This window comes from Arthrobacter rhamnosi (assembly GCF_054510975.1).
Window position 1 is genome coordinate 352,635 of sequence record NZ_JBTNDN010000001.1, and the last position, 16,943, is coordinate 369,577.

The following is a 16,943-nucleotide window of genomic DNA, read 5'->3' on the forward strand; positions in this document are numbered from 1 at the left end:
AGCCCACCGCTATATGAAGGCTGAGGTTTAGAGGGAAGACGCAAAGAACTACGTTACGGCATGCGCAGCGTAAAGTCCAATAGCCCCTCTCCCCTCTTCGCGTCAAGCCCGCCACACCTGGTGGGGACGACGTCCTGCCGGTAGCATCCGGCGGCCGGGGCCGTCCTACCCCGTGGCCGGCTCCGGCAGCGGCCCCGTGCTGGTATCGCCGCGCAGCCGCTTGACGATGAGTTCCGCGCTGATGAGGCACATGGGGATGCCGATGCCGGGAACCGTGGAACTCCCCGCGTAGAAGAGGTTACCGACCTTCGCGCTGCGGTTCGAGCCGCGGAAGAAGGCGCTCTGCTTCAGGATGTGGGCCGGCCCCAGCGACGTGCCGCGCCACGCGTTGAGGTCGTCGGCGAAGTCCTGCGGGCCGTAGCTGCGGCGGACGACGATGCGCTCGGCGAGATCGGGGATACCCGCCCAGTCGGAGATCTGGCCGATGACGGCGTCGGCCAGGTCCTCGACCTTCGCGTCTCCCCCGCGCTCGAGCCCTCCCCTGCCGATCGTGACATCCGCCGGGATGGGCACGAGGACGAACACGTTCTCGGAGCCCGCCGGGGCCACGGATCCGTCCGTGGCGCTCGGTCGGCACACGTACAGCGACGCCGGTGACGGCACGGAGGTCTCCTTGCCGAAGATACGCCCGAAGTTGTCGCGCCAGTCCGTGGTGAACAGCAGGGTGTGGTGTTCGAGCTGCGGCAGGCTTCCCCGGACGCCCAGGTAGAGGAGCAGCGCACTGGGACCGGGCACGCGCTTCTGCCAGTACCCTTCCGGGTACGTCTGCAGGTCCGCCGGCAGCAGCGTGGTCTCGGTGTGGTGGAGGTCGGCGGCGGACACGACGATGTCGGCACGGATCGACGCCGTCGCACCGTCCGTGCGGTAGGTGACCCCGCGCACCGTCGCGGCCCGGCGGTCCAGGGGGGACCTGCCGGGCGTCCGGGGCTCGGTGTCGATCGAGACGACGTCGGCGTCGGTGCGGATCTCGACGCCGGCGGCCACCGCGACCCGGCGCATCCCGTCGATGAGGGTGCTGAAACCGCCCATCGGGTAGAGCACGCCGTCGTCGAGGTCGAGGTGGCTCATCAGGTGGTACATGCTCGGCGCGTCGAAGGGCGAGCTGCCGAGGAACACGGCCGGGTAGCCGAGGATCTGCTGGATGCGCGGATCCTTGAAGCGCTTCTCGACGAAGGACTGCAGCGGCTGGAGGAGCAGCGATGCGATCCCCGGGAGCCGGGTGAGGACGTCGGGCCGGACGAAGGGCAGGAAGGACTGGAAGGTCGAGTAGAGGAAACGCTTCTTGGCGATCTCGTAGGCGTCCTCCGCGGAGTCGAGGTACTTCGACAGCTGCTCGCCGGCGCCGGCCTCGAGGGATTCGAAGAGCTTGGTGACGGCCTCCCGGTCCGCGGGGACGTCGACCGCTCCGCCCTCCTCGAAGACGACGCGGTAGCCGGGATCGAGCTTCACGAGGTCGAGCTGCTCCGCGGCGCTCGTGCCCATCAGCCGGAAGAAGTGGTCGATCACTTCGGGCATCAGGTACCAGGACGGGCCGGTGTCGAAGCGGAAACCGTCCTGCTCCCAGGAACCGGCGCGGCCGCCCACCTGTCCGCGCTTCTCCAGGAGGGTGACGCTGTGCCCTTCACGGGCCAGCAGGGCCGACGTCGCGAGCCCGCCGATCCCGCCGCCGATGACGACGACGTCCTTGGCTGCCACGCGTGTCCGTCCACTCTGCTGGGGTGTCATGCCGACCTCTCCTGCGCGGCGAGTTCCGGTGCCGCGCGACCGGTGAAGGCTTGCGCCAGGATGCGGAGCTTGACCGGGGTGGGGACCCGGACCCGCGCCCGGAGGAGTTCCTCGGCCGGCGTCCGGCGCAGCCTCGCGGCGAGCTCGGTGAAGAGTCCCTGCGCGAGGGTGACGGCGCGCCGCGGTGTCGGGGGCAGGCCCGGGAGGGCTGCGGCCGAGATGCGCAGGTCCCGGTCGATGTCCTCCAGGAGGCGGAGCTTGTCCGCCTCCGTGAAGCTCCCCGGCCGCACGCCCGGGAAGTAGCTGCGGCCGAGGGTGGAGAAGTCCTCGGCGAGGTCCCGGAGGAAATTGATCTTCTGGAAGGCGGCGCCCAGGTGCCTCGCGCCGTCCACGAGCACGGCGTCCTCCTCCGGCGTCACGGTCCGGCCGACGAGGAAGGCCCGCAGGCACATCAGCCCGACGACCTCCGCGGACCCGTAGACGTACAGGTCGAAGGACTCCTGCGTGTGCTCGCTCCGCGTGAGGTCGGCGCGCATGGAGGCGAAGAAGGGCCGGGTGAGGTCGACGCCGATGCCCGTGGCCCGGGCCGTGAGGGCGAAGGCGTGCACCACCAGGTTCGTGCTGTAGCCGGTGGTCATGGCCGTCTCGGTGTCACGCTCGAGGTCGTCGAGGAGTCGCCCGACCTCGTCCACCGACAGCCCCGCTCCGGCAGCGGCGCCGTCCACGACCTCGTCGGCGACGCGCACCAGCGCGTACACGGACTCGATGGAGGCGCGCGTGGTGCGGTCGAGGATGCGCGAGGCCATCCCGAAGGACGTCGAGTAGCACTGGATGACCTCGGCGGAGGTCCTGAGCGCTGCCGCGTTGTAGCGTGCGAGCGGATCGTTCACGCCCACTCAGTGCACCCTGTCCACGACGGCCGTCACCACGGGGTGGAGGGCGGACCGCAGTGCGGAGGGCACGACGTCGGAGTCGAGGTGGGTGCGGGCGCGTGCGGCGTACTCGGCGGCGAGGTCCGAGGAGTAGTCCTTGGCACCGCTGTCGACGAGGATGCGCCGGACGAAGTCGGCGTCCGCCGCGGACATCCCGGGACTGCCGACGAGGGCCGAGATGTCCTCCCATTCCGGCCGCGCGGAGACGTAGGACAGGAGCGCGGTCCGCTTGCCCTCGCGCAGGTCGCCCCAGTTCGTCTTCCCGGTGCGAGTCTCGTTCCCGAAGACACCGAGCAGGTCATCGGCGATCTGGTAGGCGATGCCGGCGTCCCGCCCGAAATCGCCGAGGCGGGCGATGAGCTCCTCATCCGCGCCGGCGAGGACGGCACCTGCCTGCAGGGGGCCCTCGAAGGAGTAGACGGAGGTCTTCAGCCGGGCCATGTCGACGATGGCCTCCAGGGACGGCATGGCCGGATCCAGGGAGGTCTCGATGTCGAGGAACTCCCCCGCGGCAGATGCGAAGACCGCCTCGTCGAGGATGTCCCCGAGCCGGCGCCGAACGGCGGGGGGCGCCTCGACCCGCTCGAGCAGCCGGTAGGCGTTGGAGAGCGCCAGATCCCCGGCGATGACCCCGGCGGAGAGCCCGACGTGGTGCGCTCCCTCGGGTGACATGCCTGCCCCCTCGGCGAGGGTGCGGTAGCGGCCGGAGACGTTCGGGATCCCGCGGCGGACGAAGTCGCGGTCGATCACGTCGTCGTGCACGATCAGGGCCGTGTGGAGCAACTCGAAGGCGGCACCGACCTCGGCCGCATTGGCGAGGTCGCGGCCGCCGAGCATCTGGTAGGCGGACATCACCATGCGGGGCCGGAACCGCTTCCCGCCGGCGGTGCACCGCTCGAGGGTCTCCCAGAGGGCGTGGTAGCCCGGTCCGATCCTCGCGGCGCGGGCCTTGGACTCCTCGAAGAACCGCTCCAGCGCACTCTCGACCTGTTCGAGCCCGGCGGGCTCGACCAGCAGAGTGTCCATGTCCATAGGTAAAGTAAACAACGGATATGGCGCCCTGACGACACGTGGGGTGTATACAGCCGGGCGGCCGCCCAGCTGGAGCGAACCCCGCGTACCGCCCGGACGATCAGCGAAAAGAGTGCCACGATGGCGAGCGAAGCAGGATACACGGCGCAGCGGACGGGCATCGACGGCGCTACGGGTCCGGAGACAGAGGTCGTGGTGCTGCTCGCCGAGGACGGCACTCCCGTCGGAACGCACTCCAAGGCGACCGTCCACACGCTCGACACCCCCCTGCACCTGGCCTTCTCCACCCACGTGTTCGACGACGCCGGGCGCATCCTCGTCACGCGCCGCGCCCTGGGCAAGAAGGCCTGGCCCGGCGTCTGGACCAACTCCTTCTGCGGGCACCCGGCACCCGACGAGCCGTTCGAGAACGCCGTCCACCGGCGCGCCGCCCAGGAGCTCGGACTTCGGGTCGCGGACATCCGGCCCGCCCTGCCGGATTTCAGGTACCGCGCCGTGGACGCCTCCGGCATCGTCGAGAATGAGATCTGCCCCGTCTACACGGCCGTGGCGGACGGCCCCGTGGCTCCGCTGCCCGCCGAGGTCATGGACTACCAGTGGGTCGGTGCCCCCGACCTCGTGCACGCCGTCACCGCGACGCCGTGGGCGTTCAGTCCCTGGCTCACCCTGCAGCTGCCCCTGCTCTACCCGCAGGGCGCCGACGGCCCCGGGCCCCGCGACATCCCCTGACGCCGACGCGGCGGAAGCGCCACCGAAAAGTCCTAGTCTGGTAGCGGCACCATTTCAACGACGAAAGAGAGTTTCGCCATGGCGACACCCACGCCATCCCCCGACGACGTCGTCCTCGTCGGAGGCGCCCGCACACCCCTCGGGCGCCTCAACGGGCAGCTCGCCTCCTTCACCGCCGTCGAGCTCGGCGCACTGGCCATCACGGGAGCGCTGGAGCGCGCGGGCGTCGCCGCCTCCGCCGTGGACGCCGTCATAATGGGTCACGTGGTCCAGGCCGGCTGCGGCCAGAACCCGGCCCGGCAGTCCGCGATGAAGGCGGGCATCCCCTGGAACGTCCCGGCCGTCACCGTCAACAAGGTCTGCCTCTCCGGGCTCACCGCAGTGATCGACGCCGCCCGCCTGATCCGCGGCGGCGAGGCGCGCGTGGTCGTCGCCGGAGGCCAGGAGTCGATGACCCGCGGACCCCACCTGCTGCCCGGCTCCCGCCAGGGCTGGACCTACGGGTCCATCCCGGCCCTCGACTCGGTGGCGCACGACGGCCTGACCGATGCCTTCGACGACGAATCGATGGGAGCGTCGACGGAGCGCGGGAACGTGCGCCTCGAGATCGACCGCACGGCCCAGGACGCGGTCGCGGCGGCGTCGCACCAGCGGGCGGCCGCCGCGACGGACAGCGGCGTGCTGACCGAGGAGATCGTCCCGGTCCGGGTGCCGCAGCGCAAGGGCGAGGACGTCGTCCTCACCACCGATGAGGGCATCCGGCCGGCCACCACCGTCGAGTCCCTCGCGAAGCTCCGGCCGGCGTTCAACCCGGACGGCGCGATCACGGCGGGCAACTCCTCGCCCCTGTCCGACGGCGCCGCGGCGCTCGTCGTGACCACGCGCGCCTACGCGGAGGAAGCCGGCCTGACGGTGCTGGCCGTCGTCGGACGGCCGGGCCAGGTCGCGGGACCGGACAATACGCTCCACTCGCAGCCGTCCGAGGCGATCAAGCAGGCCCTCGGGCGGGCCGGCTGGACGGCAGAAGACCTCGACTTCATCGAGATCAACGAGGCGTTCGGGTCCGTGGCCGTCCAGTCCCTCAAGGACCTCGACTACCCCCTCGAGAAGTGCAACATCCACGGCGGGGCGATCGCCCTCGGCCACCCCATCGGTGCGTCCGGCGCGCGGCTCGCCCTCCACGCCGCGCTGGAGCTGGCACGCCGGGGCACCGGCAGGTCCGCCGTGAGCCTCTGCGGCGGCGGCGGCCAGGGTGAAGCCCTCCTCCTCTGGCGCTGACCGGGTCCGGCCCGGAACACGAAAGAGCCCCGCTTCGCGAGAAGCGGGGCTCTTTCGTGTACTGCAGCAGCATCGGCCTGCGCCGGGCTGCGGGTGCAGCGGGTGTTACTTGAGGGTGACGGTGGCGCCGGCGGCCTCGAGGGCCTCCTTGGCCTTGTCTGCGGCTTCCTTGGTGACGCCCTCGAGGACGGCCTTGGGGGCGCTGTCGACAACGTCCTTGGCTTCCTTGAGGCCCAGCGAGGTGAGGGCGCGAACTTCCTTGATCACTGCGATCTTCTTGTCGCCAGCAGCCTCGAGGACGACGTCGAAGGAGGTCTGCTCCTCTTCGGCGGCTTCGCCGGCTCCGCCACCGGCGGGGCCCGCAACTGCAACGGCAGCAGCGGTGACATCGAAGGTCTCCTCGAACAGCTTTACGAAGTCCGAGAGTTCAATGATGGACAGTTCCTTGAAAGCTTCAATGAGCTCTTCGTTGGTGAGCTTCGCCATGGGAGGCGTCCTTCCTTTAGTGGTGCACTGCACCGGAGTGTGGGGATCGAAGGGAAACTAGTTCGCTTCGGTTGCTGCGGCTTCCTCGGCGGGAGCCTCCGCGGCAGCTTCTGCAGGAGCAGCGGCTTCCTCGGCAGCGGGAGCGTCAGCGTCGGCTGCAGGTGCAGCGCCGCTTCCCTCCTCGAGCTTGATGCGCAGTGCATCGACGGTGCGGGCCAGGGCGGACATCGGTGCCTTGAGGACACCTGCCACCCGGGCGAGCTGGAGTTCGCGCGACTCGAGGGCTGCCAGGGCAACGACCTCGGATGCGTCGAGGGCCTTGCCCTCGAAGATTCCAGTCTTGATGACGAGCTTCGGGTTGGCTTTCGCGAAATCCGTGAGGCTCTTGGCCGCAGCAACGGCGTCACCCTTGATGAAGGCGATCGCGGTGGGTCCGGACAGCTGGCCATCGAACGCGTCGATGCCGGCTTCCTTTGCCGCAATGCCCGTCAAGGTGTTCTTGACGACGGAGAACTTGGTGTCCGTGCCAAGGGCACGGCGCAGTTCCTTGAGCTGAGCAACAGTGAGCCCGCGGTATTCGGTCAGGACAGCCGCGGTGGAGTCCTTGAAATCGGTGGTGATCTCGTCCACTGCAGAAACCTTTGTTGGCGTTGCCATAACCCTCCTTCCGGGGAATATGCGCCGGTCTTCCAGCTCCAATAAAAAACGCCCCGCGCAGATGCACGGGGCTTTGCTCGACACGGGCACAGGCCGGTGGAGAGGAGCTTCGTTCACCTGCGTAGGCCGTCCCTCACGGGAACTTTCGGATCCTGTTCCTTTTCCGGGCCGCGCAGGAGTGCGCTGCAGGAAAGTGGAGATGGATCGACCGACGGTCTTTGGTAGTTAAAGCGTACGCGACCCGGCGGACTCGGCCAAATCCACGCTAGGCGAGGGTCTTCTGCCAGCCGGCCGTGCGGCCCGACGGACGGAAGCCGAGTGCGACGTTGATGCCGAGCATGGAGGTGTTCTCCTCGGCATTCCACGTGTAGATGCGCTGTGCCGTCGGCCATTCGTCGAACACGCGCCGCAGGTTCGCCGCCTTGAGCCACAGGCCCAGTCGATGCCCGCGGTGCCCGCGGAGCACCAGGGTGTCCTCCTGGTACACCACGGCGGGCTTCGACTCCGACCGGTCGAGGATGGTGTGCCCCACCAGCTGCCCGCTCGCCGTGTGGCGGACGGCGCAGACCAGGCTCGAGGCGCCGGCGGTCCGGGAGCGGTCCTCCTCCCGCCGGATGCGGTCGGCGTCCCACGCCTCCTCCTCCTGGGCGAAGCCGCCGAGCGGCGGATCGGTGCTCATCCTCCGGCGCAGGAGCGCATAGTCGTCGAGAAGGTCCTCCGGGCAGCTGTCGGTCCAGCCCACGAGGTCGTAGTCCCCCGACCCTCCGGCGCGCGCCTCGCGCTCCTGCCGGGCGACGCCGTCCCGCCCGCCCTCCACGGCGGCGAGGTGGAGGACGCTCTGCCGATCCACCTGCACAAGCTCGAATCCCGAGCGCATGGCAAGGATGGCTGACGGATCGGTTGCCGGGAACGAGCCGGCGCCCGAGGCCGGCATGAGGACGGGACCGGCCTCCGGCCCCTCATCGGCACGCGCGTCGCTCCAGGCCATCGCGATGGAGCGGCCCCGGTCCGCCATCTCCTGCTCCGCGAAGGCAAGGAGCGCGGTGGCGATCCCCTGCCTCCGGTGGGACGGCAGGACCGCGATCTGCACGACGGCGCTCCGCAGGTTGTCCCTGTGCGGGATGCCGATGCCCACGTTCGCGACGACGGTGCCGCGATCCCTCGCGACGGCCAGGACGAACTCCCGATCCGCCGTCGGCTGGTCCCTGGCGAGCCGCTCCGCCGGATCCATGCCGTGGTCGTCGTGGCCCCAGATCGCACGCTCGACGGCGTCTGACACTCGGGCACTCTGTGCGAAGTCGTTCCCCTCGGGCCCGGCGAGGGTCTCGGGGACGCGGAGCAGGCTGATCGCCGTCATGCGCCGAGCATAGACCTACCGGTCGGGGTCCCGGCCGGACCGGACGCCCTTAAACGCAGAAGCCCCGCGGCTCGCGCCGCGGGGCTTCTGCAGGGTCGGCCTTAGGATGCGAAGACCTTGGTGACGTTCGGGTCGACGGGGATGCCGGGACCGAAGGTGGTCGAAACCGTTGCCTTCTGGATGTAGCGGCCCTTCGAAGCCGAAGGCTTCAGTCGGAGGATCTCTTCAAGTGCTGCGGCGTAGTTCTCGCCCAGCTTCTGCTCGTCGAAGGAGACCTTGCCGATGATGAAGTGGAGGTTCGAGTGCTTGTCGACGCGGAAGTCGATCTTTCCACCCTTGATGTCGGTGACAGCCTTGGCGACGTCCGCTGTGACCGTACCGGTCTTCGGGTTCGGCATCAGGTTGCGGGGGCCGAGGATCTTTCCGAGGCGTCCCACCTTGCCCATGAGGTCAGGGGTTGCAACCGCGGCGTCGAAGTCGGTCCAGCCGCCGGAGACCTTCTCGATCATGTCGTCGGAGCCGACGAAGTCAGCGCCGGCCGCGATGGCCGCCTCTGCCTTCTCGCCGGTCGCGAAGACCAGGACACGGGCGGTCTTGCCGGTGCCGTGGGGAAGGTTCACGGTGCCACGGACCATCTGGTCCGCCTTGCGGGGGTCCACTCCGAGACGGAAGGACACCTCGACCGTGGCGTCGAACTTGGAAGGGTTGGATTCCTTCGCGAGGACTACCGCTTCGAGGGGGGCGTACTGCTTGTCCGCCTCGATCTTCGCGGCAGCGTCCTTGTATGCTTTGCTGCGCTGTGCCATCTGCTTGTTCTCCTTATGCAGTCGTGGTCTGCGGACCGCGCCGGGCCCTGCCACTCACGCCGTCGTCCGCGGGATGCGGCGCCGTCGTGCTGTGAAATGGTGGTGTGCCCTGTCCGGCAGTGCCGGACGGAGCGGGAGGAAGGGGTATTAGCCCTCGACCGTGATGCCCATGGAGCGGGCGGTGCCGGCGATGATCTTGGCAGCTGCCTGGACGTCGTTGGCGTTGAGGTCTTCCATCTTCATGGTGGCGATCTCTTCGACCTGGGCGTTGGTCAGCTTGGCAACCTTGACGGTGTGCGGCGTGCCCGAGCCCTTGGCGACTCCGGCTGCCTTCTTGATCAGCTCGGCTGCCGGCGGGGTCTTGGTGATGAAGGTGAACGAGCGGTCCTCGTACACCGTGATCTCCACGGGGATGACGTTTCCGCGCTGGGATTCCGTGGCGGCGTTGTATGCCTTGCAGAATTCCATGATGTTGACACCGTGCTGGCCAAGTGCGGGACCAATCGGAGGAGCCGGGTTGGCGGCGCCTGCATTGATCTGCAGCTTGATGAGGCCGGTGACCTTTTTCTTGGGGGCCATGAAAGGGTCCTTCTCTTGCATTGCGTTCCCGCGGGACAGGAGCGTCCCGCAGGGTGGTGGCCGTCATGGCGTGACGGCCTTCACGACGGTTCCCGGCCAAGCACGCCGGGATTCGTCGAAGCTTTACTGGATCTTGGTGACCTGGTTGTAGGAGAGCGTGACCGGGGTCTCGCGCTCGAAGATCGAGACGAGCACGACGAGCTGCTGCGACTCGTGCTTGATCTCGGAGATCGTCGCCGGGAGGGTCTCGAAGGGACCCTCGTTGACGGTGACGGACTCGCCGACCTCGAAGTTGACGGTGGCGGGGGTGAACTGGGGCTGGACCGGCTTGCCCGACTCGGCGTCGGTGTGGACGATCGTGTGCTCGAGCATCGAGAACACCTCGTTGAGGCTCAGCGGGACCGGGTTGTGCGCATTGCCCACGAAGCCGGTGACGCCCGGCGTGTGGCGGACCGCACCCCAGGACTCGTCGGTGAGTTCCATGCGGACCAGCACGTAGCCGGGGATGCGCACGCGGTTGACGATCTTCCGCGTGGTGTTCTTGATCTCGACGACCTCTTCCATCGGCACCTGGATCTCGAAGATGTAATCTTCCATGTCCAGCGTCTGGATGCGGGTCTCGAGGTTCGCCTTCACGCGGTTCTCGTAGCCTGCGTAGGAGTGGATGACGTACCAGTCACCCTCCTGGCGGCGGAGCCGAGCCTTGAAGGCGGCAACGGGGTCCTCGGCGGGAGCTTCCTCCGAAGCCTCCCCGGCCTCGTCCGCGTCGGATGCGGCGGCATCGTCGACGGCGTCCGAGGCGGTGGCCTCGATCTCGTCGTCGTCGGCATCCGCGTCTACGTCGTCGCCGGTCTCGTCGGCCTCCACGTCGTCGGCGAGGAGCCCGTCCTCGGCGGCGACATCGGTAGCGGCAGGGTGGTCAGCCGCGTCGGAGTCGTCCGCAGGCACGTCGGGGTCGAAGGCGTCGACCTCCGCCTCCGTTCCGTACTCCTCGTTCTCCAGACCATCTTCGGGAGTGATCTGCCGTTCGAGTTCTTGCTCGGACACCTAGCCGCCTGCTTTCTGACATTCTTCGAAAGTTGTTCTGCTTGCCTGTACTCGGCCCGACACGTCAACAGCGGTGCCGGAACCCGCATTCCCGGAGGACGGCGTCAGCTGTCGCCGAAGACCCACACCGCGCCGGCCCCGAACAGGAGGTCCAGGGCGGTCACGAGGAGCATCATGATGACCACGAAGGCGAGGACGGTGATGGTGAACCGAACCAGTTCCCGGCGGGTGGGCGTGACGACCTTCCCGAGTTCCGCGAGGACCTGGCGGATGAACAGCATGATGCGTCCGAAGAACCCGCGCTGGGGAGCCTTCTTCTCGGAGGGGCTTCCCTTGGAGCTGCTCGCAGCCGTATCGGTCACCGTCAACCTCATCAATCTGTGTGGTGTTCCAGCCGGACCACCAGTGGCGCCCCCAGCTGATCATGTTTACCGCCGCGCGGGGCCTGTGCCTGCGCCGGGGCTTCGTGATCTGTTTCTGCCGGGCCTTCGCGATCAATCCGCGAAGGCCACGCGCAGGGCAGACAGGACTCGAACCTGCAACCTGCGGTTTTGGAGACCGCTGCGCTACCAATTGCGCCACTACCCTTTGGTTCGAAACCGATACAGCGTCCACTCCGGCCGGCCCGGTGCGGGCAGGAACCATCATGGTGTTTCAACACCGAGGATCAAGTCTACGCAATCACCGCCGGAACGTCGAACCGGGGTACCCGGACCGCGCCCCGGAGTGGGTCGGACGGTCCCCGAACAGTGCCCGAACAGTCGCCAGCCCGCCCCGGACGGACCCGCCGGGGTACCCCCGGCCCACGACGCGGCGACACCCGATGCGGTCCCGGGCGGGGGCCACCGCCTAAGCTGGAAGCTGCCACGAAGACCTCACGGAACGGGACCCGATGAACGCGACGACCGACGACTCCACCCGCGCAGCACTCCCCCGGATCTCCCGGCGGATCGGCTCGATCGCGGAGTCCGCAACGCTGGCCGTGGATGCGAAGGCGAAGGCCCTCAAGGCTGCGGGCCGGCCCGTCATCGGTTTCGGTGCCGGCGAACCGGACTTCCCGACGCCGGACTACATCGTGGACGCCGCGATCGCGGCCGCCCGCCAGCCCCGTTTCCACCGCTACTCCCCCGCCGGCGGCCTCCCCGAGCTCAAGCAGGCCATCGCGGAGAAGACGCTGCGCGATTCCGGCTACGCCGTCGACCCCACGCAGGTGCTCGTGACCAACGGCGGCAAGCAGGCCGTCTACGAGTCCTTCGCCACTCTCCTCGACCCGGGGGACGAGGTCCTGGTCCCCACGCCGTTCTGGACCACCTATCCGGAGGCCATCCGGCTCGCGGGCGGCGTTCCGGTCGAGGTGTTCGCCGGGCCTGAGCAGGGCTACCTCGTGACCGTGGAACAGCTCGAGGCGGCGCTGACACCGCGCACGAAGGTGCTGCTGTTCGTCTCGCCCTCGAACCCCACCGGAGCGGTGTACGGCGCCGACGCGGTCCGCGAGATCGGCGAGTGGGCTGCTGCACGTGGGCTGTGGGTCGTCACGGACGAGATCTACGAGCACCTGACGTACGACGGCGTGCCCTTCACGTCGATCGCGACGGCAGCTCCCTCCCTCGGGGACAGGGTGGTCATCCTCAACGGTGTGGCCAAGACGTATGCGATGACCGGCTGGCGCGTGGGCTGGATGGTCGGCCCGAAGGACCTCGTCAAGGCTGCGACGAACCTGCAGTCGCACGCGACGTCGAACGTGTCGAACGTGCCCCAGATGGCGGCCCTCGCCGCTGTCTCCGGGCCGCTGACGGCGGTCGACGAGATGAAGGTGGCCTTCGACCGCCGCCGCCGCGCCATGGTGGCGGCCCTGAACGAGATCGAGGGCGTCGAATGCCCTACCCCGCACGGCGCCTTCTACGCCTACGCGGACGTGCGGCCGCTGCTCGGCCGGAGCTTCGACGGCGTCACCCCCGCCACGTCCGCCGAGCTCGCCGCGCTGATCCTGGAGAAGGTCGAAGTCGCCGTCGTGCCCGGTGAGGCCTTCGGGCCGAGCGGCTACCTCCGTCTGTCCTATGCGCTCGGCGACGAGGACCTCGCGACGGGTGTGGGACGCCTGCAGGAGTTCCTCGGTTCCGCCCGGTAGGCGGCTCCTCAGAGCAGCTTGCGCTCCGTCGCCCAGCGCGTGAGTTCGTGCCGCGAGGACAGCTGCAGCTTCCGGAGCACGGCCGACACGTGCGTCTCGACGGTCTTCACGGAGATGAAGAGTTCCTTCGCCGTCTCCTTGTAGCTGTAGCCGCGCGCGATGAGCCGCATGACTTCGAGTTCGCGTGCCGAGAGGCGGTCGAGTTCGTCGTCGACGGCGACCGACGCGGTCCCGAATGCATCCAGGACGAAACCGGCGAGCCGCGGGGAGAAGACGGCGTCCCCCGAGGCGATACGCTGCACGGCGTCGGTGATCTCGGGGCCGGAGATGGTCTTGGTGACGTAGCCGCGCGCACCGGCGCGGATGACGGCGACGACGTCCTCGGCGGAATCCGAGACACTGAGGGCCAGGAAGCGCAACGCCGTGCCGAGGGTGCTGCAGCGGTGGATGACTTCCGCTCCCCCGCCGCCGCGGCCTCCGGGCAGGTGGACGTCGAGGAGGACGACGTCGGGCGCCGTGGCACCGATCACCGCTTCCGCCTCCTCGACCGTCGCTGCCTCGCCGAGGACGCGGATCACGGGCCCGAGCGCGGCCCGGAGGCCGGAGCGGAAGATCCCGTGATCGTCGACGATGACCACGGACACCGTTCCCGGTACTGCCGCGTCCGCAGGTAGGTTCTCGCTGTCCACGTGTCTCCCACTTCCTGGCCGTTCCCCGGCCGTTGTTCCCTCTGCCTGTTCCCTCTGTCGCGCCCCTGTCATGCCCTGCCGTGGCCGGGCGGTTGCCTACGCAGCGCTTCCGGCCTGCCGCGGCAGCCGGAGCCGTACCTCGGTGCCGTCCCCGTCGCTGCGGAGCTCGGAGGACCCACCATGGCGGAGCATCCTGCTGGTGATGGACTCCCGGATCCCGAGGCGGTCCGCCGGGACGGCTGCCGGGTCGAAGCCGCTGCCCCTGTCCCGAACGAACACCTCCACGGAGTCCGGGCCCGCCTCGAGGTAGACGGAGACGGCCCCTCCCGCGTGCTTCGCCGCGTTCAGCATCGCTTCCCTCGCTGCCTGCGCCAGGGCGTCCTCGCCCGCTCCCAGCACTGCATCGCCGACGGCGACGACCGTGACGGGGTGCCCGTAGCGGTCCTCGATCTCGCCCGCCATCCCGCGGAGGCGTTCGGCGAGGCTGCCGGGATCCCTCGCCGGGTCCGCGAACAACCACTGGCGCAGTTCCCGCTCCTGCGCACGCGCCAGGCGCAGCACGTCCGTCTCGGAGTCCGCGCGGTTCTGGATGAGCGCGAGGGTCTGCAGGACGGAGTCGTGCAGATGGGCCGCGATCTCGGCGCGCTCCGTCTCCCGCACCCGGGCCGCCCGCTCCATCTCGAGATCGCGCCAGAACTTGAGGCCCCACGGCGCGAGGACCAGGACGACGCCGGCGAGGACGGCGAGCACCGCGACGAGGGTGGCCATGGTCAGCGTCCACGAGCCGCTGCTGGACAGTGCGACGAGTACGCCCGCGATGACGAGCACGATGCCCGCGAGCAGGCGCAGCACCCCACCCGCCCGTCCGGCCCCCGCACGGTTCATCACCCTGGCCCGACGCACGGCGTCGAGCTGGGACCAGGCAAGGGCGGCACCGGTCGCCACGACGGCGATCGGGACGAGGAAGCCCCAGTTCACCGGCAGCCCCAGCAGCTGCACCACGATCACGGCCGCCGCGACCAGCAGCACCGTACCGAAGAGGACCTCCCGCCGCCCGGCGCGCAGCGTCCGCTCCCGCCAAGACTCGGGGTCGAACGGGCCCGCCGCCGGACGGGATGCGGCTGTCCCGGCCCGCGCGTCCGGCCGAGTCTTCCCGTTCTTCGCGCCGACGTCCTGCATGAAGGCGGCCGGGCCTGTCGGCCGTCCGTGTTCCGCGGCCTTGTCCGCCGCCGTCGGGACAAAGATCCAGAGCCATGCGTACAGGAAGACCCCGGCGCCGGACGCCAGGGTCAGCACGGCCATGCCGATGCGGACCCAGGAGCGCTTGACCCCGAGGTGCACGGCGAGCCCGGCGCAGACGCCGGCGATCACGCCGTCGGATCTGCGCAGCAGCGGGGGCCTCATACCCCCATCCAAGCACGACGGCGGGCGCTCGGGGCCGTTCCCCGGTGCCAATCAGGGTCTAATCAGGGTCCGCTCAGGGTAGGCCCCGATAGCCGCGCCGAGCGGCCACCGGAAGGATGGGAACATGACTTCAGCACCCTCACCAGGCGGGCCGTCCTGGCAGCATGAACCGGCCGCATCGCATCAGGCGGAACGTCCCGCCTCGTCCTCGTTCTTCCGCTGGATCCGGGGCCTCGACATCACCCGGACGCCGGACCGCTGGGTAGGGGGTGTCGCAGGTGGCGTCGCCCGCCGCACCGGCCTCGACCTGGCCCTCGTCCGCGGCCTGATCGTGGTCCTCGCGGTCTTCGGCGGCATCGGCGTCCTGCTGTACGGGCTCGCCTGGGCGCTGCTGCCGGAACCCGATGGGCGCATCCATGTCGAGCAGGCCGGGCGGGGCTCCTGGACCTCCGGGCTGACGGGAGCCGCCGTGCTCGTGGCCATCGGCCTGTGGCGCCCGGACGTCTCCGCCCATGACGGCGGAGCCGGTGGCCTGCTGTGGACGCTGTTCTGGATCGGAGCCGTCGTCCTCTTCGTCTACTGGATCGCCAATCGGTCCGGCAGGGGCGGCGCCCGTCCCGGCAGCCCGTACCCGGGCCCCACCGGCGGTGGATCCGGCCAGCCGCAGCCCTTCGGCCCGATGCCCTACGGTCCGGCGGAACCCCCGGCACCCCCGGCTCCCGGCCCGTCCAGCGGCCCGTCCGGGCCCGGCTACGGACAGTCAGGAGCATCCGGCGCGTCCGCATTGCCCGGGGAACGTGCACCCCTCTCGGATCCCGGAGACGACGACGGTGATCCCGCCGAGGGCTCCCCCGATGCGTCCCCGGAACCCTCGCCACAGCCCTCTCCCCAGTCCTTCACGCAGACCTATCCCCTGCCCTACCAGCCGGCGCCCTGGGCCGCGGGGCCCGGTTACCCGGCGGCCGACGCCGCATGGTCCTCGTACGCGGGGGAACCGGAGAACGTCCCCCAGGCCGTCCGGAACCACCGGGCCAGCCGCATCCGGCCCTCCGGATCGGTGACGGCCCTCCTTCTCGGCGGGGCGACCATCACCGCGGCGGTCCTCCTCGTGCTGGACTACACGCGCATCCTCGACGTCGCCAACCCGGCCGCGGTGGCGCTCGCAGCAGCCGCCATCGTGCTCGCGCTCGGCATCGTCGGACTGGGCGTGCGGGGACGGAGCTCGGGCCTCGTGGGCGTCACGGCTGCGCTGGCGACCCTCGGCGCGCTCATCGCATCCCTCACGATCGTCGGCGGCTCCTGGGTCGTCGCGCAGGAGACGACGACCACGCCGGCGTCACTCCAGGCGGCGTCCGACGGCTACAGCGTCATGGCAGCGCAGGCCACGATCGACCTCACCGCCCTGCCCTCACCCGCACGGGACGTCGTGGTTCCGGTGAACTCCCTCGCCAGTGACGTCACCGTCATCGTTCCGCAGGACGTGCCCGTCGAGGTACGCACCCGGATGGCCCTCGCCAATGCGGACGCCCTGGGAACGACGGCGGACCCGGACACCCTGTCGCCCGCCTTCCGGGGCGACGGAGGCGTCCTCCAGTTGGGCCGGGGCCAGCTGAACCCCGACGCGACAGGAGCCGCCCTGATCCTCGATGTGCGGGGCGCCATGAGCAATGTCACCATCCTCACCGCAACCGAGACCGACATCGATACCGGTACCGGCATCGATGGCACCTTCCCGCCGCAGAGCACCGGAACCACCACTACAGGAGACACACCATGAGCACATCGATCACCGGACCGGAACGCCGCCCGCGCGTCGTCACCATCGTGTGGGGAGCTCTGATCCTCGCGGTCGCCGGCCTGGTCCTGCTCGGCCAGTTCGTCGCACTCGACATCGACCCCGTGGTGGTGGCGCTCGGCCTGCTCATCGGCGTCGGAGTGTCGCTCGTCGCCGGGGGCATCCTGTCCCTGCGGACCCGCACGACGACCGACAGCCAGGACGACGACGCGCTCCACGCTCCGGGATACTGAGCGGAC

General features: G+C 69.6%; 17 protein-coding genes and 1 tRNA gene. 5 read left to right on the forward strand and 13 right to left on the reverse strand.

Annotated features, from left to right (window positions below; genetic code table 11):
* Positions 1-165: 165 nt before the first annotated feature.
* Genes crtI through ACX80J_RS01615 form a run of 3 tightly spaced genes read right to left on the reverse strand, consistent with a single transcriptional unit; the run spans position 166 to position 3,743 of the window.
* Positions 166-1,785, reverse strand: a complete 1,620-nt coding sequence (gene crtI / locus ACX80J_RS01605) for a phytoene desaturase family protein (RefSeq protein WP_459346598.1) — start codon at positions 1,783-1,785, stop codon at positions 166-168.
* Positions 1,782-2,681: a phytoene/squalene synthase family protein gene (locus ACX80J_RS01610; RefSeq protein WP_459346599.1), complete on the reverse strand. Its 900-nt coding sequence runs from the start codon at positions 2,679-2,681 to the stop codon at positions 1,782-1,784. The genes crtI and ACX80J_RS01610 overlap by 4 nt, the downstream gene beginning before the upstream one ends.
* Positions 2,682-3,743, reverse strand: coding sequence for a polyprenyl synthetase family protein (locus tag ACX80J_RS01615; RefSeq protein ID WP_459346600.1), 1,062 nt, complete (start codon positions 3,741-3,743; stop codon positions 2,682-2,684). It lies immediately after the preceding gene.
* A 126-nt stretch (positions 3,744-3,869) separates the two neighbouring features.
* Between ACX80J_RS01615 and idi the strand changes: the two genes are divergently transcribed.
* Both idi and ACX80J_RS01625 read left to right on the forward strand, forming a co-directional pair.
* Entirely contained in the window at positions 3,870-4,478 is a 609-nt protein-coding gene (idi, locus tag ACX80J_RS01620; RefSeq protein WP_459346601.1) for an isopentenyl-diphosphate Delta-isomerase, read from the forward strand.
* Positions 4,479-4,556: 78 nt separating this feature from the next.
* Positions 4,557-5,756: an acetyl-CoA C-acetyltransferase gene (locus tag ACX80J_RS01625; protein WP_459346602.1), complete on the forward strand. Its 1,200-nt coding sequence runs from the start codon at positions 4,557-4,559 to the stop codon at positions 5,754-5,756.
* A gap of 105 nt (positions 5,757-5,861) precedes the next feature.
* Here ACX80J_RS01625 and rplL read toward each other — a convergent pair whose 3' ends face one another.
* From rplL to ACX80J_RS01665, 8 genes are all read right to left on the reverse strand, one after another.
* Entirely contained in the window at positions 5,862-6,242 is a 381-nt protein-coding gene (rplL, locus tag ACX80J_RS01630; RefSeq protein ID WP_133082401.1) for a 50S ribosomal protein L7/L12, read from the reverse strand.
* A 57-nt stretch (positions 6,243-6,299) separates the two neighbouring features.
* Positions 6,300-6,899, reverse strand: a complete 600-nt coding sequence (gene rplJ, locus ACX80J_RS01635) for a 50S ribosomal protein L10 (RefSeq protein WP_459346603.1) — start codon at positions 6,897-6,899, stop codon at positions 6,300-6,302.
* A gap of 265 nt (positions 6,900-7,164) precedes the next feature.
* Positions 7,165-8,256 (reverse strand): GNAT family N-acetyltransferase, encoded by a 1,092-nt coding sequence (locus ACX80J_RS01640; RefSeq protein WP_459346604.1) that lies wholly within the window; start codon positions 8,254-8,256, stop codon positions 7,165-7,167.
* Positions 8,257-8,357: 101 nt separating this feature from the next.
* The gene (gene rplA / locus ACX80J_RS01645; protein ID WP_459311669.1) at positions 8,358-9,062 is read right to left on the reverse strand and encodes a 50S ribosomal protein L1; all 705 of its coding nucleotides are present in this window, start codon (positions 9,060-9,062) and stop codon (positions 8,358-8,360) included.
* A 147-nt stretch (positions 9,063-9,209) separates the two neighbouring features.
* On the reverse strand, positions 9,210-9,641 hold the full coding sequence (rplK, locus tag ACX80J_RS01650) for a 50S ribosomal protein L11 (RefSeq protein WP_087030133.1): 432 nt from the start codon (positions 9,639-9,641) through the stop codon (positions 9,210-9,212).
* A 123-nt stretch (positions 9,642-9,764) separates the two neighbouring features.
* Positions 9,765-10,688, reverse strand: coding sequence for a transcription termination/antitermination protein NusG (gene nusG / locus ACX80J_RS01655; protein WP_459346605.1), 924 nt, complete (start codon positions 10,686-10,688; stop codon positions 9,765-9,767).
* A gap of 104 nt (positions 10,689-10,792) precedes the next feature.
* Complete coding sequence (secE, locus tag ACX80J_RS01660; RefSeq protein ID WP_225437453.1) at positions 10,793-11,050, reverse strand: preprotein translocase subunit SecE; 258 nt, start codon at positions 11,048-11,050, stop codon at positions 10,793-10,795.
* 153 nt (positions 11,051-11,203) lie between these two features.
* Positions 11,204-11,276: transfer RNA gene (locus ACX80J_RS01665), tRNA-Trp, on the reverse strand.
* A gap of 304 nt (positions 11,277-11,580) precedes the next feature.
* On the opposite strand from ACX80J_RS01665, the gene ACX80J_RS01670 reads away from it, so the two are divergent.
* Positions 11,581-12,816 carry a pyridoxal phosphate-dependent aminotransferase gene (locus ACX80J_RS01670; protein ID WP_459346606.1) on the forward strand — a complete coding sequence of 412 codons (1,236 nt, stop codon included), beginning with the start codon at positions 11,581-11,583 and terminating at the stop codon, positions 12,814-12,816.
* An 8-nt stretch (positions 12,817-12,824) separates the two neighbouring features.
* On the opposite strand, the gene ACX80J_RS01675 is transcribed toward ACX80J_RS01670, so the two are convergent.
* Complete coding sequence (locus ACX80J_RS01675; RefSeq protein WP_459346607.1) at positions 12,825-13,505, reverse strand: LuxR C-terminal-related transcriptional regulator; 681 nt, start codon at positions 13,503-13,505, stop codon at positions 12,825-12,827.
* Positions 13,506-13,601: 96 nt separating this feature from the next.
* Positions 13,602-14,909, reverse strand: a complete 1,308-nt coding sequence (locus ACX80J_RS01680; protein ID WP_459346608.1) for an ATP-binding protein — start codon at positions 14,907-14,909, stop codon at positions 13,602-13,604.
* A gap of 124 nt (positions 14,910-15,033) precedes the next feature.
* Here ACX80J_RS01680 and ACX80J_RS01685 point away from each other — a divergent pair, with 124 nt between their 5' ends.
* Together ACX80J_RS01685 and ACX80J_RS01690 are read left to right on the forward strand one after the other, a co-directional pair.
* Positions 15,034-16,686, forward strand: a complete 1,653-nt coding sequence (locus ACX80J_RS01685) for a PspC domain-containing protein (RefSeq protein WP_459346609.1) — start codon at positions 15,034-15,036, stop codon at positions 16,684-16,686.
* Entirely contained in the window at positions 16,683-16,937 is a 255-nt protein-coding gene (locus ACX80J_RS01690; RefSeq protein WP_459346610.1) for a hypothetical protein, read from the forward strand. The genes ACX80J_RS01685 and ACX80J_RS01690 overlap by 4 nt, the downstream gene beginning before the upstream one ends.
* Positions 16,938-16,943 lie beyond the last annotated feature (6 nt).

What these genes read in the sequence shown, in the direction of transcription:
- ACX80J_RS01685 (WP_459346609.1), top strand. Translation starts at nt 15,034, where the DNA reads ATGACTTCAGCACCCTCACCAGGCGGGCCGTCCTGGCAGCATGAACCG.
- ACX80J_RS01680 (WP_459346608.1), bottom strand. Translation starts at nt 14,909, where the DNA reads ATGAGGCCCCCGCTGCTGCGCAGATCCGACGGCGTGATCGCCGGCGTC.
- ACX80J_RS01625 (WP_459346602.1), top strand. Translation starts at nt 4,557, where the DNA reads ATGGCGACACCCACGCCATCCCCCGACGACGTCGTCCTCGTCGGAGGC.
- ACX80J_RS01640 (WP_459346604.1), bottom strand. Translation starts at nt 8,256, where the DNA reads ATGACGGCGATCAGCCTGCTCCGCGTCCCCGAGACCCTCGCCGGGCCC.
- rplJ (WP_459346603.1), bottom strand. Translation starts at nt 6,899, where the DNA reads ATGGCAACGCCAACAAAGGTTTCTGCAGTGGACGAGATCACCACCGAT.
- ACX80J_RS01615 (WP_459346600.1), bottom strand. Translation starts at nt 3,743, where the DNA reads ATGGACACTCTGCTGGTCGAGCCCGCCGGGCTCGAACAGGTCGAGAGT.
- rplA (WP_459311669.1), bottom strand. Translation starts at nt 9,062, where the DNA reads ATGGCACAGCGCAGCAAAGCATACAAGGACGCTGCCGCGAAGATCGAG.
- crtI (WP_459346598.1), bottom strand. Translation starts at nt 1,785, where the DNA reads ATGACACCCCAGCAGAGTGGACGGACACGCGTGGCAGCCAAGGACGTC.
- idi (WP_459346601.1), top strand. Translation starts at nt 3,870, where the DNA reads ATGGCGAGCGAAGCAGGATACACGGCGCAGCGGACGGGCATCGACGGC.
- rplK (WP_087030133.1), bottom strand. Translation starts at nt 9,641, where the DNA reads ATGGCCCCCAAGAAAAAGGTCACCGGCCTCATCAAGCTGCAGATCAAT.
- ACX80J_RS01690 (WP_459346610.1), top strand. Translation starts at nt 16,683, where the DNA reads ATGAGCACATCGATCACCGGACCGGAACGCCGCCCGCGCGTCGTCACC.
- rplL (WP_133082401.1), bottom strand. Translation starts at nt 6,242, where the DNA reads ATGGCGAAGCTCACCAACGAAGAGCTCATTGAAGCTTTCAAGGAACTG.
- ACX80J_RS01670 (WP_459346606.1), top strand. Translation starts at nt 11,581, where the DNA reads ATGAACGCGACGACCGACGACTCCACCCGCGCAGCACTCCCCCGGATC.